Below are 14,522 nucleotides of genomic sequence, written 5' to 3' on the forward strand. Positions count from 1 at the left end.
TTAGTGCTGTTGATTAATAATATCAGAGAGGTTTTTGGCGATGCCTTCAGCTGCCAAAATACCTCGGTTTAGTGACCAGAGCTGTGGAGAAACCTTAACGGCGTGCTCTGTTTTCTCTACCTTCAGCATTTTGCTTAATGGATTTGATTGCCAGTCATCATAAACAGTGTGAGGCTTATAAGGACCGAGCAGCAGCCAATCAGGGTTGATTTTTAGTAGCTGCTCAAAGCTGACTTCAATGTAGGCTTTATCCGTTTTTGGCACGGCTGGGCCATGTAATCCAAGCGCGGTAATAACACCCCCAGCATATGAGCTTGGACCATGAAGCCACATACCTTTATCGGTTACAACAGCAAACTGAAACGACTCGTTTGAAGAAAGCTTGGCTTTGTATTGGTCCATGATTTTATGGTGTTTTTCGATGCGTGCTGCCATTTCTTCGGCTTTATTGACCGCAATACCAATTTTCATCGCAGACTGTAAGTTCTCTTGGTAAGTTTCGCCGCGACTTTTCAACAATATCGTTGGTGCGATGGCCATAAGATCGTTGTAGATCGTGCTATGACGCTCAGCATCAGCAATGATGAGATCTGGCTTTAATTGTGAGATTGCTTCTAGGCTTGGTTGAGGTCTAACGCCCACTGATTGCCAAGGTTTAATCAGTTCGCGTATCTCTGGAAGAATTCGTTCGATGTTTTTGTCATCAGCTACGCCTACCGGTGAAACACCAACAGCAGCTAACGCGTCCACAAACGAGTATTCAAGTGCGATGACTCGAGTTGGTGTGCCTTTGATGGTGATACTGCCTTGTTGGTCGGTTATGACGCGTTGGCTTTGTGCGTGTGCAGATGCAACCATAAGAGCGAACGAAAGTAGAAAAACCGTGCTTAGTCCTTTAGCGAGTAGTGATTTCATTGATTGGCTCATTCTGAAAGGGAGAAACAAAAGAGCGCAATCGTATCTTAAATAATAATAGTTATCAATACTATTATCGATAGCCTGTAGTGATGAATGAAGTGTCAAACCAAACCAAACGTTATATGGGCTCAGAAATGCAGCTGGCCCAATAAAAGCCTAGTCAAAAAGCGAGATGGTAAGCGTTCTGGGTTTGGTTCAAGTCAATAGTCCAGGTTTGCTCTTGTTCATTACTTGTCATCGGCACCCATTGAGCGTAAATCTTGGTCCAATTGTTGTTAACTTGCAGTGTGACTTCATCGGTTTCTGCTGGATAGATGGTCGTTACTCGTGAAGTTGGATCCGCAGCGATATCTCCATTTTCAAAAGTGTGTGCGGCTTGACTATAGACATGCAACGCGCCTTTTCCTGCGTTACCTTTATCAATTGACAATGTGATTAGCTGGCCAACATCGAATGAAAATGTTCTATCTGCCACAAGATCTGCAGTGCGTTCAATTGGTGTTTCAGTCGGGGTTTCAACAGGTTTTGCCGGAGTGGTGTTCGCAGTATCTTGACCGCCACCGCCACCGCCACATGCAACAATTGAGGCTAGGACAGCGAAAAGAGTGAGAAGTTTTATTGGGTTTATCATAGGATGCTCCTTACTGTTCCGAACTTGAGATTACTTGGTTTGCGCTCGCGTATTTGTACCAATCGCTATCTTGTTCTCCAGCACTCGTGACCCAGTTAGGAAAGTTAGGGTAGGCGACAGTAATATCAACCAGTTCCTTTGGGTGGCCCCATTGGTCACGAATATTAATAACCCAAGGCATATTGTTTTCTGATAGAAACGATTGTGCTCCGCCAGAGCGGTCATCATGAAGCCCGAATAAGGTGTTATCCATAAAACTTGTACCACCGAAGGCCTTCATGTGTGTTTGCCAAGTCATCCCTGGTGGTGTTTGAACAAAATCGCCATGATATTCTCCTTCAGAGGCAAATATAAACGGATCATAGGGTGGATAACCAATTAGGTCGCGCGACACAGGATTCGTTAATTCAACAGTAAGTTGATAAGACAAACTGATGTCCTGTTGCATTGCCAGACACGTGCTGTCTGTTTTGAAAAAATGACAACCAAGAGGCAGTCCCCCTAGCGCGGATAACTCTGCTCTTAAGTCTTCGGCTATGATTAAGATAGTTTCGTCGTTGGACGCTTGTTGAACAGTATGGCTGACGCTTTGTCCATTTCTTGTCAATGCAACCGAAGCAAGGTTGTTTGGATCGACGTTAGGTAATTGGAGCGCAAACCCATTAGAGTAGCCAGCACCCATAGCTTGCAGTGTGTAGTCGATGGTGATGTTGGTCAGCTCGCGTTGTCCATTGATTTGCTCGGTAATCTTATAGCTCCACACCACATCATTGAAATCGTAATCCCCCATTAATGGCCAGCGGTCTTCAAAAGCGATAGTGGCCATAGAATCTGAACTGGGATAGACCGAGGTGATAGAAATGTCAGGATCGTTTTCTTGCACAAGGGTTTCATATTTGGAGTCGGTCGTGCCATCATTGTTTACGCCATCAATGGCTTCAAAAGGAGTGACCTCAACGGTAAATATGAGATCGTTGAAGTCGTTATCGCCAGATGGACGTTTTATATCTTCAAAACTCAATACCAAAAACTCATTTTGAACATCAAGGAAAGCAACGTTATGCCTTCTGTGTTCCATGGTAGTTTCTGGATTCAAAGCTGGGTAACTATAAAAAGGTGTTCCCCAATTCCCAAAGTTAGCAATATTGTTGTAGCTCCCCTCCCAGCCCCAGCCGTTCGGAATCAAGAAGAAGGCGAGTGTTTGATTGGCAGTTAGTTGTACGCCGAGGTCAATCGTATCCCCTTCTTGCATTTCTCCTTCTCCAGGTTTTGAGGCATTTGGAAAGACAATAATGTGGGCGTCAATATCGTCTTTATCTGTAGGAGGGTTGTCAGTGTCGAAAACAAAATAGCCAAGGCTGTTTCGATATCCAGCACCTTCGTTAAGGAAGGTAATACGGGCGGTTGCATATTCTGCCCCGTTCAGTTCATCGTCAATATCGATGCTTGAGTATTTATCTGGTGCAATGAAAGCACTGTTGACGACACTACCCTCTGGAAGCATGGAGTAGACATTGGTCAACACGTCTTGTGGTAACGTGTCTGCAACAGAATATAAATTACTCGGCTTTCCCTTAGCTGAATAATTTGATGCCTCCGCGCCAGACTCGAAGGTTAAATCTGCTACAGAAAGAGCATAAACTTGCCATGGTAGGAGTAAACTGGCTAGTGTGATGACGTTCCTTGTTCTCATCGCTTATTCCTCTAATTTTATGTTTAAAGGCGAGTTAATCAGAGGTAAGCAAATTCGATGCCTAGTATTAATCCGATATATTTCAGTGTAATAGATTAAATTCTCACGCTATTCGCAATGTGAGAACCATCGTGGGAATAGTGAGAATGATGGGACAATGAGATATTTTGTCGATTATGCAGGTTCGCGGTAAGCAAAATGGCGTTTCTCGGTAGGTTAGACTAAACCTAACTAGGTCAGTGATCAGTTAGGAGAAAAAAATGATAGTCAGAATGGTAACCATGTTGTTGGCCTTCATAGTCGTGCTTCCAGTGCAGGCCGAATGGATGTTAGATGGCAATAACTCGTCATTAAAATTTGTGTCGACCAAGAAAAACAGTGTGAGTGAAGTGCATCACTTTTCCTCAATGACGGGGACCATCAGCGATGATGGTAAAGCTACGGTAGTCATTGATCTATCCAGTGTTGAGACCAATATTCCTATTCGTAACGAACGCATGCAAACGATGTTGTTTAATGTAGCAGAGTTTGCCAAAACGACGATCACCACTGTGGTCGATATGAGTCAATTGGACAACAGCCAAATTGGTGGAGTGTACTCAATTGTTAATGATCTTACCGTGGTTCTACATGGCGTGCAGAAAACTTACGCAGCCAAACTAACGGTGATGCGATTGACTGAAAATAAGATTGCCATTGTCTCGACGGATCCTGTGATTGTGCAAGCATCAGATTTTGGACTAGAAGCGGGCATTGAAAAGTTACGTGAGGTTGCAGGATTGCCATCAATAGCTACATCAGTGCCCATCACTTTTATCATGGTGTACAACCAAAAATAACTGAGATTATCAATTGATAATGAAAAACGCTCCATCTTAGATGGAGCGTTTTTTGGGCTTTAGACCCGGAAGTAAGAGAGTTTGTGATTTAGCTCGTCAGATGCTGCTGCCATAGATTGAGATTGCTCCGCAAGGCTCTGACTCGCCTGACGTATTTCGCTAATGGACATATGAACGATGCTGACATTTTCGTTCACTTCATTCGCAACCGCTCCTTGCTGTTCCGCTGCTGCCGCAATTTGTGCCACCATGTCATAAGTATCGTTGAGCTTAGCGACAGCAGTATCAAGTTTGTCTTGAGTCTGTGAGGCAAGGTCCACGCTCTCTGTCACTTTGGTTTGGTTTGAAGCCATAACAGACAGCACGCTATCTGTACGTTCGTTGAGTTTGTCGATGGTAGTTTGTACTTGAGCTGTTGACTCTTGGGTTCTGCTTGCCAAGTTTCTGACTTCGTCTGCTACTACCGCAAAACCACGACCTTGCTCGCCAGCGCGTGCTGCTTCAATCGCGGCGTTAAGTGCGAGTAAATTGGTTTGCTCTGAGACCTCATGAATAACATTGACGACATTACTAATATCATTGACGCCTTGCTTCAATGCTTCCATTAACTGGTAGGTACTGGAGATGTCATCGGAGATCCCAGCTATGTTGTTAAGTGTATAACCCATGCTTCGGCTACCTTGAGCAGCAAAGTCTTTGCTTTCCTCTGTGGTTGCTGATGTTCTTTCAGAGTTACCCGCGATATCTTGAATGGTTGATGACATTTCATTCATCGCGGTAGCGAGTTGCTCAAGTTGTTGGCTTTGTGAATCTATGCTCGTTGAGGTTTCTTCACTTGCTGCCGCAATGCTACTGGATAATTGACCAGAGTAGTCCGCTGAACGTTTGGCAGCGCTAATGGTTTCTTTGAGTTTATCCATCATTCGACTCAGTTCGTTACTCAAATAACCTATTTCGTCACGACGCTCTGTTTGCATATCAACAGTGAGATCGCCATCTGCGACTTTATGAACCTGTGTTACGAGTGATTCAATGGGTTTGATGATGTTACGTGCAACAAGCAAGCAAATGACGATGAGCACAAGTGCTGCTACGGAGTCTACGACAAGCTCTTTTATAAGCTGGCTCTGAAACGCTTTATCAATATCAGAGGTTTGAACGCCTGAACCAATAATCCAGTCCCATTCCGGGATATAGTTTACGAATGAAATCTTTTCGGACTCTTCACCGTCCGGACCTAGCCAGTAGTAGGTAAGAAAACCACTGCCAGTGGTTTTGGCAATGGATGACATTTCTTGCCAAAAGTGATTGCCCCTAGAATCTGTAAGTGTGTTTGTACTAGTGCCATTTAGTTTCGGCTGCGTAGGGTGCATTACAATTGTATTAGAAGCACTCGCTATCCAGAAATAGTTACTGCCGTCGTATCTAATTTGGCTAATTGCATCTATCGCAGCTTGTTGTGCAGCTTGTTTGCCAAGCGTAGATTCGAGTTTTTGATAATGTTTCGCAATCTCGTAGGTGATTTGAACATTTGAGCGAACTCGATCTTTTCTTTGATCGTAGCTCGCTTCTTTTTGTATTAATAGATTAAATGTTCCAAGAGAAAATAGAATTAAAACTGCGAAGGCGACAATAGCTTGCAGCTTGGTACGAATAGACAGATTGTTCAGTTTCACTGAAGGTTTCCTCTCCAACTTATAATTAGACCAAATTCCATTTGGCTGACGAATGAAAGTAGATTATTAATATTATTTACATGCATCTTAACGAACTAATAGATAAATTTCTCATTAAATATAATGCCTTACGTGTTAGTTGCGTTATTTTTAATCAATGGTGAGTTATATATGTGATGTAAGTTAAATTTTCTGTAGATAAATATAACCACATGAATTAAGAGGTAAATGCATCTGTTGATAATACTATTGTTATTTTGAAAGGTATTAAACAGGATAGAATATCATGCTATATGTAGATTATTGATAGAATGAGTCCTTTGCTATTAACCTAAATCTAAGAATATTTGACGTTACATAACATTCAGACTCAGCTATTTTATAATTTGTCGAAGTTAATCTTTATAACGACTATGCTTTTGAGTACCAGAAAATTGCATAATGGCATCACATAGTTCGTCTTTCTTAAGTGGTTTGTGCAGAACACAATCGGCGCCAGCATCAATAAACGCTTGTTTTGAATCAGCGAAAACATCTGCGGTCCAGCCAAAAATAAGTACATCAGATCCAAACTGTTCACGAATGCGGGTACAGGCTTCCACCCCATCCATGACTGGCATGTGGTTGTCCATAAGAACAAGATCGTATCGTTGCTCATTCAGAGCTTCTAATGCTAGAGCGCCATTAGTAACGGTGTTGGTGGTATGTCCTTCTAGCGCCAGCAGCTTGCAAGCAACAATAGCGTTTACACGATTATCTTCTACGATCAGAATATGGTGAGGACGAACTGCTGATGCGTGACGTTGTTTATTGCCTACTAGTTTAATATGTTCACCATCGGTCACAGGTAGCTTAATCTCAAACTCAAACCGAGTTCCTTGCCCCTGCTCGCTAGTGGCATTAATAGTGCCCCCCATTTTCTCAACAAGTTGCTTCACAATAGCTAACCCAAGACCTGTCCCTCCATATTCTCTTGTTGTTGAGGCATCAGCTTGTACGAAGGGCTCGAAAATTCTCTCCAACGCACTGGTTTCAATACCAATACCACTGTCCTGCACTGAAAACCTAAGTAATGATGGAGTGGTTGGATTATTGGTTATTGCTACCGTAACTCCTCCGCGATCAGTAAACTTAATGGCATTGTTGAGAAGATTGTACAGTACCTGCCTTACACGGTTGCGGTCACCTAAAAAGGTCATATTCGCATCAATATGGCATTCAATATTGAGTTCTATCCCTTTCTCTTGACAGACCGCTTGGTAAGTAGAGCGTAGCGGTGCAATGATCTGCTCAATATTAAAAGGACAGCTTTCAAGCTCGATTTTATTCTGTTCCACTTTGGTTAGGTCGAGAATATCATTAAGAATAGATATGAGGTGATTGCCTGATTCTAGGATGAGTGAGAGGTTTTCTTTTTGTTGCTTGTCCTTCGCTTCAGACAACATTACTTGAACCATCCCTAGGACACCGTTCATCGGGGTTCTTATTTCATGGCTCATGGTGGCAAGGAATTGGGTTTTAGCGATATTAGCGGAGTCAGCTGCAACCACAGCATTTTCCAGCTTTCTCTGTAGTTTCTTCGTTGCGGTAATATCTCGTTCTACAGCAATAAACTTGTCTAATTCACCGTTAGCATCAAAAACTGGAGAAATCTCAATATCAACCCAGTAGGCCTGCTTAGTTCGCGAAAAATTAAGGATCTCAACTCTTGTAGGTTGCTGCTCTTTCACTGCTTTTCTCAGTTTCTCAATCGCTTTTTCATTTGAACCTTTACCCTGTAACAGCGTGCCTGGCTTAATTCCTATGATTTCATCTTTACGAAAGCCAGTCATACTTTCGAAAGCTTGGTTGACCCATTCGATACGACCTTGTTTATCGGTGATCAACACCGCGTCTCTCGTATGTTTTACGACGTTGGCCAAGCGAGTTGCTTCACGCTCTTTATTCATCAATAACTCAGCTTGTTGTGCTAACTGAGTTCTAGACTGCTCAAGCTTTTGGAAAGGATTGATGATTAGCCTACGGCCAAAAAGATAGACAATAATTGAACTGATTAAGAGGGCGATAATAAGCGCAATAGCAAGACGACTTAGGAGCTCTTCTCGTTGCGCATTTGAGGCATTGTTATTAATGCCAAAAACTAACGAAATGTTTGATTTCGCCAACTGGATACTCTCGATTTTCCAGTTATTTCCTGGAGGTGTTTCTAGCCAGTTTGAACCGGGTTGTGTTAAAGAAAACCAACGAGAGTTATTACTATTTAGTTTGCTGAAGAAACTATCATTGAAGTAGGGAAACGCACCGACTACAACGCCTTGAAGGTGGTCATTGACATAAATGGGTTTATAGAACTTTATGATTTTCTGATTGTTTTGTTCTCTTAAGAGGTAAACGGTTTCTCTGGTTGAGTTGGACTTAATAAGCTCTAACAATTCGAGACGTTGCTCAATAGGACCTTCTTGAGGAAGTGTATTAAAGACAACGATACCCTCTGAGTTAAACAAACAAAATTTAACTTCAACATTCGAAAGGTGAAACTGATGGAGATGTTTGAATACATCCTTACCGCTTTGGTGTCCATGACTGTTGTGTGAATGGTTTGTATTCGTGTGGGCTTGATGCTGATGGTTATTTCTTTGTGTACCACCGCTTACGGCTCCAACGATGGCTGGTTCTTCTACAAGATGAGAGATGTGCATATCTGTTGCAATAAAAAACTGATCCATAAAGTTTTTAGCCGCTTGGATTTCAGTCTGCGCACTATTGGACTGCAGCTTAGCAATAGTCTTCTCTGCTTCACGGTCGACAACCAACAACACCGCAATCGCCGTGATACTGAATGTTATCACCATAAATATAATAAGGAGCGCTCGACCGGAATAATCGGCCGCCTTTGACGCTTTCATGGACACATCTCCCTGTGGCTTTAGTAAAACTGTACGAACCATTGGGAAATATCGCTAAGTAGTGAAGCAGCAAATAAGGGGGAAGTCTTAATTATAAGAAAAAAGGCTTTACGTAAACGTAAAGCCTTGAGTTGGGTTTTAGCAAGATTCGTCGATACAACATTCATCTTGTAAGAAGCTAATCACACCTTCTAAGTGTTCATAATTGGCAACGCAATAGAGCGTTCTTCCTTCTCGGCGCTGTTGAATAAGGTCTGCCGACGCTAGGCTTGAGATATGGTGTGACAACGTAGACCCTGGGATATTCAATCGCTCTTGAATCTCACCGACAGGCGTCCCTTTGTGTCCAGCTCTCACAACCTGTCGATATATCGCCAAGCGAGTAACGTGGCCAAGTTCTTTTAGGGCTTTCGCAGCGACTTCTATTTGCATACAACACTCTCCAAAATCAGTATTTCGATAATAATGGAAATTTATTGCAGTCTCTAGCGATTTTTGATCTTGAACAGCATCTTGTCCAGTATGGGGTAGTGAGAAGGTATGATGATATAGAGGATAAGCCCAAATAACATCGAAGCGAAAAGGTCGACAGGTCTATGCATGCCTAACCACAAACGGCTTGCTGCCACGCCGACGCCCCATACTACGACCAATGAAGCGAGTACATAACGGCCTTGGCTTGCGAAAAGCCCACCAAAAAACAGCACACATACAGAAACGAAAATAGTATGACCTGATGGAAACGAATAGTCAGTCTCTCCAATCCAGTGCTTAGTACGCCATTCACTAACCTGCTCATCCACTTGATGAATCCTGTCGTTTTTCTCATCAACGGTGAGGCTGTAGAAACTCTGTGGGGAGTCGATGACATGAAGCTCTGTGAGTGTTTCTGTGTAAGGTCGCGGACTTTGGGTAAATTCTTTGAGAAAGGTTTTTGCTCCAAAACTCAGTACAAGTAGTAATCCTAGCTGAATTAATAGATGCAGTTTGTTAGTTGCATGACGACGATACCATGCACTAAGTCCCACGAGGAAAGCTAATGAAATCAGAAAACCTTGATGCCCAGCAGAATAGGTAAGGTTTTGCATTAGTGCTCCAATTGCCTTTGTGACAACGGAAGTGAGGTGACTAGGAAAAAACACCAGCGAAACGATGAATGTTAGGGAAGCAAATGCTGAAAGACAGAGAATGCCCGCGATCTTAGATTCTTTTATGGACGTTAACTTCATATTATAGGCTGGGTCGATTATAAAGGGCGCTATCATAGTAAACTATCAAGCGTTGTAATTCAGAGTTCTGTCATAATGTGATGTAAAGGCATTGTTTTTCACAGGCTTAGAAATTTCAGGAGAAAAAGATTCACCGGACCTGCTGCCTAAGTGCTATTTAGTGGAGAAATGTTCCCTAAGTGCCGAACGTCGATTTTGCCCTGGGTTATAGCCATCCATCGGTACTGTGTGTTCATAGCCTTCAAAAATGAATCGTTGTGGGGGTAGAGCAGGGGAGATTCTGCGTAACTGCGGTGACCTAGGAGTGCCCACTCGTTCATAAACCCATAATCCACTGCCTGTTTTCAACTTGACGACTCGACCATCAAATTCGAAAGAAGTTGCTATCAATCTGTGGTTACGCAAGGCTCCATAATCAGTAAAGGTCAAAATTTCGGTGCTTTGTTTGGGCGCTCCAATTTCTATCCAGTTACCATACACTCGGCTAGGCGAAATATGATTTTGATGGCTAGTGTAGAAAGCAAACCCCAAAGCAGATGCCAGCATAATCGAAATTACCAAAATGACAATTAACACTAACGAGTCATTGTTACTGGATGTTCTGCCTAGTTTTGTCATTCAAGCACTTCCTTGTGGGCTTTTAAATGGTATCGGCAATTGTGACGATTACTTAAGAATAAAACGCGCCGTTTTATAAATGTCTTGATTGTTTGTAACACATTGTTGTTTGTGAGTTGGCACCTTAAAACGCGTTGAGAACGTATGGCGAAAACAAGCTTTGCACGTCAACCCTTGCTTTCAATCTGGCCGCTAACAGATAGAGTCCACCAATTTTGCGGTGCAAAAATAGAGCGTCAGCAGGCGGCGTGTGCCAATAGTCTTTTTCCATGCTAAGTACCGTACCAGCTTGACTCAAGCGCTGTGCTAAATTACTAGAACCAAAATCATAGAGGCCGGATGTCGTTAACGGTTCACAAGCTAAAGTGACGAGGTCAAAGATTGCACGTTTCTGCTCTGGAAGAATGTCTTGATTGAAGAAACCAATCTGCTGCAACGCAGCGTCCAGTCGTTGCGTATCGGCATCTAAAATCGCACTGAATGCATGGCGATATCCGTTACTGATATTGTCGCTGTAGCTTCGGGTAGCACCAAAATCGAGTAATACGATTTTTCGTTGCTCTGAATTAAACAGAAAGTTGGCGAAGTTTGGATCAGTTTGGACCAACTTAAATTCAAATATCTCTTTGAACAGCAATTGTAACAGTAGCCACATGGCTCGGTCACGAGTGCTTTGGTCTGCATTGATAAGAGACTCGATGGGTATGCCTGATACATGAGTCATAGCCAATACATTATCAGTGGTGAGGTTTCTTTGCACTATGGGTAGAATGAAATCTGGATTATCTCCTAAATAGTCGCGATAGCGCTCTAGAAGCTCGGCTTCCAGAAGGTAGTCTGCTTCAGCATGAAGCTGTTTTTTTGCTTCTTCAAGTAAGCTACGATAATCGACGCCTTTAGGAATCAAGCCGACGACATTGAGCAGGGTGCCTACGTTGTCGACATCACTATCAATGCTTTTTTTGATGCCTGGATATTGGACCTTGATAGCCAGTTTAGTGCCGTCATCAGAGTGTGCCTGATGAACTTGGCCTATAGAGGCACTGGCTATAGGTTTAAAATTAAACTCAACAAAATTGTGTTTCCAGTCGCCCCCTAGCTCTTGAGTTAGCACAGCTGCGAGTTGTTTTGCGGGCATAGGGGAAGCGTCGGATCGTAAGCGAGCAAGAATTTCTGCAAGCTCAGGGCTAATGAGGTCGCCCGCGTCCATGGACATGAGTTGTCCTACTTTCATTGCGGCTCCTCGCAAATGCGCTAATTGGTCGGCCACTCGCTTGATATTGCCAGGGGTGAGCAATAAATCCTTTGCGACAGGGCGCTTACCTTGGGCTAATTGTTTAGCGCCCTCCGTTACCATTGCTCCCGTCACACGTGTGGCCAGAGACGCTAACTTACTTAAGCGACTTATGCGATGAGTGGGTACTCGAGTTGCTTTGTCCGACATATCAGAACCTTGTTAAATCATGTTACTCGTTTATACCAATTGATCTTAGCAATTGATCATTCTCTTGTTTTACGGCAATTTGTGAGGTAAAACCATGCTTTTACGATGTTTAACTAACAAGGAAGTCAAAAATGATTAAAGAAAACACCTATTTCGAAGGCTCTGTGAAATCACTGGGTTTTACCCAAGCAGATGGCGACAGCAGTGTTGGTGTGATGGCTGCAGGCGAGTATACGTTTGGGACGGCTGCCCCTGAAAAAATGACGGTAGTGAAAGGAACGTTAACGGTTCGCCTTGCTGGTGAGGAAGAATGGAAAACGTATTCGTCGGGTGAACATTTTAATGTGGCTGGTGACTCCAGTTTTGATCTTAAAGTGGAACAAGCGACCGCTTATTTGTGTGAATATCTATAGAGATTTACAATGTAAAGCGCCATTGTTCCTGCGTCTGGCTTGTGATTAGAACACGTCAGAAAAAAGAACGCATCGACGATCTCGTCGATGCGTGACACAGAGGCAGTGGATTGAGGTGTCAAATTTAAATCTTCAACTCGGATTGATTAGTAAGTATCGAATACGCCCGAGTTATAATCATTAATCGCCTGTTGAATCTCTTGCGTGCTGTTCATGACAAAAGGTCCGTAGTGAACGACGGGTTCATTTATCGGTTCACCAACAAAGACTAAAACCCCAGACTCAGAACTTGCTGTCATCTCCATTGCTTCTCCTTTTGAAACTAGTGCAAGTTCGCCTTCTTTCAAACTTTTATTCGCAACACTCAAAGCTCCTTTGTAAACGTAAAGCATCATATTGTGTTCTGAAGGAACGTTCAGTTGTACCGAATCTCCTAGATTGCTGCGCCAGTCCGCTACCGTTGCAGGGACCCCTGTATTTGTCAGTGGCCCAGTGAGTAGCGAGCCATTTACCCTGATTTCACCGGAGAGTAAACGAATCAAGCCACTCCCTTGTTGCTCATATTCAGTAATGGTCTCTGGTTGAAAATCATGGTATTGCGCCGGCGTCATTTTGTTTTTGGCAGGCTGATTGATCCAAATTTGAAATCCATGTAGATCACCTTCTTCCATGATTGGCATTTCACTATGGATAACACCGCGACCTGCTGCCATCCATTGTGCTCCCCCTGAGCGTAGTTCGCCTACGTTGCCCATATGATCTTTATGTTGAAAGTGACCTTTCATCATGTAGGTTAGCGTCTCGATACCTCGATGTGGATGGGGAGGGAAGCCGCCCACATAGTCTTTTTTGTCGTCGGACTTAAGTTCATCAATCATCAAAAACGGTGAAAATGCCGCATTATCGAAGCCGTGTACTCGTCGAATTTTCACACCATCACCATCTGATGTGGCATGGGATGGAATGACTTGTTCAATTGTTCTAACCAGTGTCATCGCTGACCTCCTTTGTTGTTATTCACTATAGGCGGGTAATGAAACAATCTAGAGGGGGAAAAAATGAAAGAGTCGTTCAATAACTTCGAATGAGTACACTCATGAATATCTATATAGTTTTAATATTTAAAAGTATATAGTTTTTGTGACGACGCCGAGGTTTTAGAAGACACGTGCTTTAGATCCGTAATGAAATTTGATTAAGTACAGTAAATCGCTGGGTTTAATTCGGCGCAATCTACTTTAGAGAGAATTCATCATGATTGTAGGACTGGATATTGGCGGCACTAAAATTGAAGGTGTTGCACTCGATTCTGCTAGTTATCAAACCATTGTGAAGCATCGTGAACCGACAGAGACTGGTTCGTATGAAGGCTTTCTCGCGTCCGTGATGTCGGTAATTAACACAGTATTAGAAAAGGGCGAAATAGAATCTATTGGTATCGGATGTTGTGGTTCAGTTGGTAATGACGGGCTGATGCAAGGCGCGAATGTCACTGTGCTAAACGGCCATGACTTTATCGGTGACATCCAAAGACAAATCGATGTACCAGTCGCCATTGCTAATGACGCTGACTGTTTGGCGCTATCGGAGTTTAAGGATGGAGCTGCCAAGCACGCCAAGCACTCTTGTGTTGCCGTAATCATAGGTACTGGCTGCGGTTCAGGCGTTATTATCAATAACGGCATTGTCACGGGGTTAAATCGATTAGGTGGCGAAATCGGCCACAATCCACTGCCTAATTACAGTCCAGAAGTTGATGGTAAGCCGGTTAAATGTTATTGCGGGTCGATGAATTGCGCTGAGTCGTTTGTTTCCGGTACTGGGTTCGGTCGCACCTTCTCAGAAAAGTATTCATCAGCAGATTCGAAGCAAATCATGGCATTACATGCATCGGGTGATAGCAGAGCCACTGTGCACTTGGAGCTCTACTGTGACCAGTTAGCAAGGACGCTCGCTAGTGTGGTGAATTTTGTTGATCCCGAGGTCATAGTACTAGGTGGTGGAATGTCTAATGTCGATGAAATCTATCCTCTGGTCCAAGATAAGCTATCTCAATATACGTTTACTAAATCGGTAAAAACCAAGGTAGTGAAGAGTGTTCATGGCGACTCTTCCGGTGTTCGCGGCGCTGCTTTTTTACATTCGCTGTAATGCT

Annotated in this window: 13 protein-coding genes; 3 read left to right on the forward strand and 10 right to left on the reverse strand. The window is 43.2% G+C overall.

What is annotated here, in order from left to right; genetic code table 11:
- The 3 genes from AWH66_RS01705 to AWH66_RS01715 all read right to left on the reverse strand — a co-directional run bounded on the left by AWH66_RS01705 (position 1) and on the right by AWH66_RS01715 (position 3,242).
- Positions 1-984: a Fe(3+) dicitrate ABC transporter substrate-binding protein gene (locus AWH66_RS01705; RefSeq protein ID WP_420882856.1), complete on the reverse strand. Its 984-nt coding sequence runs from the start codon at positions 982-984 to the stop codon at positions 1-3.
- Positions 985-1,078: 94 nt separating this feature from the next.
- Entirely contained in the window at positions 1,079-1,549 is a 471-nt protein-coding gene (locus tag AWH66_RS01710) for a hypothetical protein (RefSeq protein WP_063604980.1), read from the reverse strand.
- A gap of 10 nt (positions 1,550-1,559) precedes the next feature.
- Positions 1,560-3,242, reverse strand: a complete 1,683-nt coding sequence (locus tag AWH66_RS01715) for an LruC domain-containing protein (RefSeq protein ID WP_063604981.1) — start codon at positions 3,240-3,242, stop codon at positions 1,560-1,562.
- Positions 3,243-3,502: 260 nt separating this feature from the next.
- Here AWH66_RS01715 and AWH66_RS01720 point away from each other — a divergent pair, with 260 nt between their 5' ends.
- Positions 3,503-4,081 (forward strand): YceI family protein, encoded by a 579-nt coding sequence (locus tag AWH66_RS01720; RefSeq protein ID WP_083399923.1) that lies wholly within the window; start codon positions 3,503-3,505, stop codon positions 4,079-4,081.
- 59 nt (positions 4,082-4,140) lie between these two features.
- Here the strand turns inward: AWH66_RS01720 and AWH66_RS01725 are convergent, their stop codons facing one another.
- The 6 genes from AWH66_RS01725 to AWH66_RS01750 form a co-directional block, all read right to left on the reverse strand.
- Complete coding sequence (locus AWH66_RS01725; RefSeq protein ID WP_063604982.1) at positions 4,141-5,757, reverse strand: methyl-accepting chemotaxis protein; 1,617 nt, start codon at positions 5,755-5,757, stop codon at positions 4,141-4,143.
- Between the two features lie 395 nt (positions 5,758-6,152).
- Positions 6,153-8,663, reverse strand: coding sequence for a PAS domain-containing hybrid sensor histidine kinase/response regulator (locus tag AWH66_RS01730; RefSeq protein WP_063604983.1), 2,511 nt, complete (start codon positions 8,661-8,663; stop codon positions 6,153-6,155).
- A gap of 138 nt (positions 8,664-8,801) precedes the next feature.
- Positions 8,802-9,095 (reverse strand): ArsR/SmtB family transcription factor, encoded by a 294-nt coding sequence (locus AWH66_RS01735; protein WP_063604984.1) that lies wholly within the window; start codon positions 9,093-9,095, stop codon positions 8,802-8,804.
- 53 nt (positions 9,096-9,148) lie between these two features.
- On the reverse strand, positions 9,149-9,751 hold the full coding sequence (locus tag AWH66_RS01740) for a phosphatase PAP2 family protein (protein WP_338062003.1): 603 nt from the start codon (positions 9,749-9,751) through the stop codon (positions 9,149-9,151).
- 294 nt (positions 9,752-10,045) lie between these two features.
- Positions 10,046-10,438: a DUF2850 domain-containing protein gene (locus tag AWH66_RS01745; RefSeq protein ID WP_370736774.1), complete on the reverse strand. Its 393-nt coding sequence runs from the start codon at positions 10,436-10,438 to the stop codon at positions 10,046-10,048.
- 196 nt (positions 10,439-10,634) lie between these two features.
- Positions 10,635-11,954 carry an ABC1 kinase family protein gene (locus AWH66_RS01750; protein ID WP_063604986.1) on the reverse strand — a complete coding sequence of 440 codons (1,320 nt, stop codon included), beginning with the start codon at positions 11,952-11,954 and terminating at the stop codon, positions 10,635-10,637.
- 131 nt (positions 11,955-12,085) lie between these two features.
- On the opposite strand from AWH66_RS01750, the gene ppnP reads away from it, so the two are divergent.
- Positions 12,086-12,367: a pyrimidine/purine nucleoside phosphorylase gene (gene ppnP / locus AWH66_RS01755; protein WP_063604987.1), complete on the forward strand. Its 282-nt coding sequence runs from the start codon at positions 12,086-12,088 to the stop codon at positions 12,365-12,367.
- A 146-nt stretch (positions 12,368-12,513) separates the two neighbouring features.
- On the opposite strand, the gene AWH66_RS01760 is transcribed toward ppnP, so the two are convergent.
- Positions 12,514-13,362 carry a pirin family protein gene (locus tag AWH66_RS01760; RefSeq protein ID WP_063604988.1) on the reverse strand — a complete coding sequence of 283 codons (849 nt, stop codon included), beginning with the start codon at positions 13,360-13,362 and terminating at the stop codon, positions 12,514-12,516.
- A gap of 259 nt (positions 13,363-13,621) precedes the next feature.
- Between AWH66_RS01760 and AWH66_RS01765 the strand changes: the two genes are divergently transcribed.
- Positions 13,622-14,518, forward strand: coding sequence for an ROK family protein (locus AWH66_RS01765; RefSeq protein ID WP_063604989.1), 897 nt, complete (start codon positions 13,622-13,624; stop codon positions 14,516-14,518).
- Positions 14,519-14,522: the final 4 nt, after the last annotated feature.

Origin of the sequence: Vibrio barjaei, assembly GCF_001639065.2 — a bacterium.
Classification (GTDB): domain Bacteria; phylum Pseudomonadota; class Gammaproteobacteria; order Enterobacterales; family Vibrionaceae; genus Vibrio; species Vibrio barjaei.

What these genes read in the sequence shown, in the direction of transcription:
- AWH66_RS01710 (WP_063604980.1), bottom strand. Translation starts at nt 1,549, where the DNA reads ATGATAAACCCAATAAAACTTCTCACTCTTTTCGCTGTCCTAGCCTCA.
- AWH66_RS01715 (WP_063604981.1), bottom strand. Translation starts at nt 3,242, where the DNA reads ATGAGAACAAGGAACGTCATCACACTAGCCAGTTTACTCCTACCATGG.
- AWH66_RS01720 (WP_083399923.1), top strand. Translation starts at nt 3,503, where the DNA reads ATGATAGTCAGAATGGTAACCATGTTGTTGGCCTTCATAGTCGTGCTT.
- AWH66_RS01730 (WP_063604983.1), bottom strand. Translation starts at nt 8,663, where the DNA reads ATGAAAGCGTCAAAGGCGGCCGATTATTCCGGTCGAGCGCTCCTTATT.
- AWH66_RS01735 (WP_063604984.1), bottom strand. Translation starts at nt 9,095, where the DNA reads ATGCAAATAGAAGTCGCTGCGAAAGCCCTAAAAGAACTTGGCCACGTT.
- AWH66_RS01740 (WP_338062003.1), bottom strand. Translation starts at nt 9,751, where the DNA reads ATGCAAAACCTTACCTATTCTGCTGGGCATCAAGGTTTTCTGATTTCA.
- AWH66_RS01745 (WP_370736774.1), bottom strand. Translation starts at nt 10,438, where the DNA reads ATGCTGGCATCTGCTTTGGGGTTTGCTTTCTACACTAGCCATCAAAAT.
- AWH66_RS01750 (WP_063604986.1), bottom strand. Translation starts at nt 11,954, where the DNA reads ATGTCGGACAAAGCAACTCGAGTACCCACTCATCGCATAAGTCGCTTA.
- ppnP (WP_063604987.1), top strand. Translation starts at nt 12,086, where the DNA reads ATGATTAAAGAAAACACCTATTTCGAAGGCTCTGTGAAATCACTGGGT.
- AWH66_RS01760 (WP_063604988.1), bottom strand. Translation starts at nt 13,362, where the DNA reads ATGACACTGGTTAGAACAATTGAACAAGTCATTCCATCCCATGCCACA.
- AWH66_RS01765 (WP_063604989.1), top strand. Translation starts at nt 13,622, where the DNA reads ATGATTGTAGGACTGGATATTGGCGGCACTAAAATTGAAGGTGTTGCA.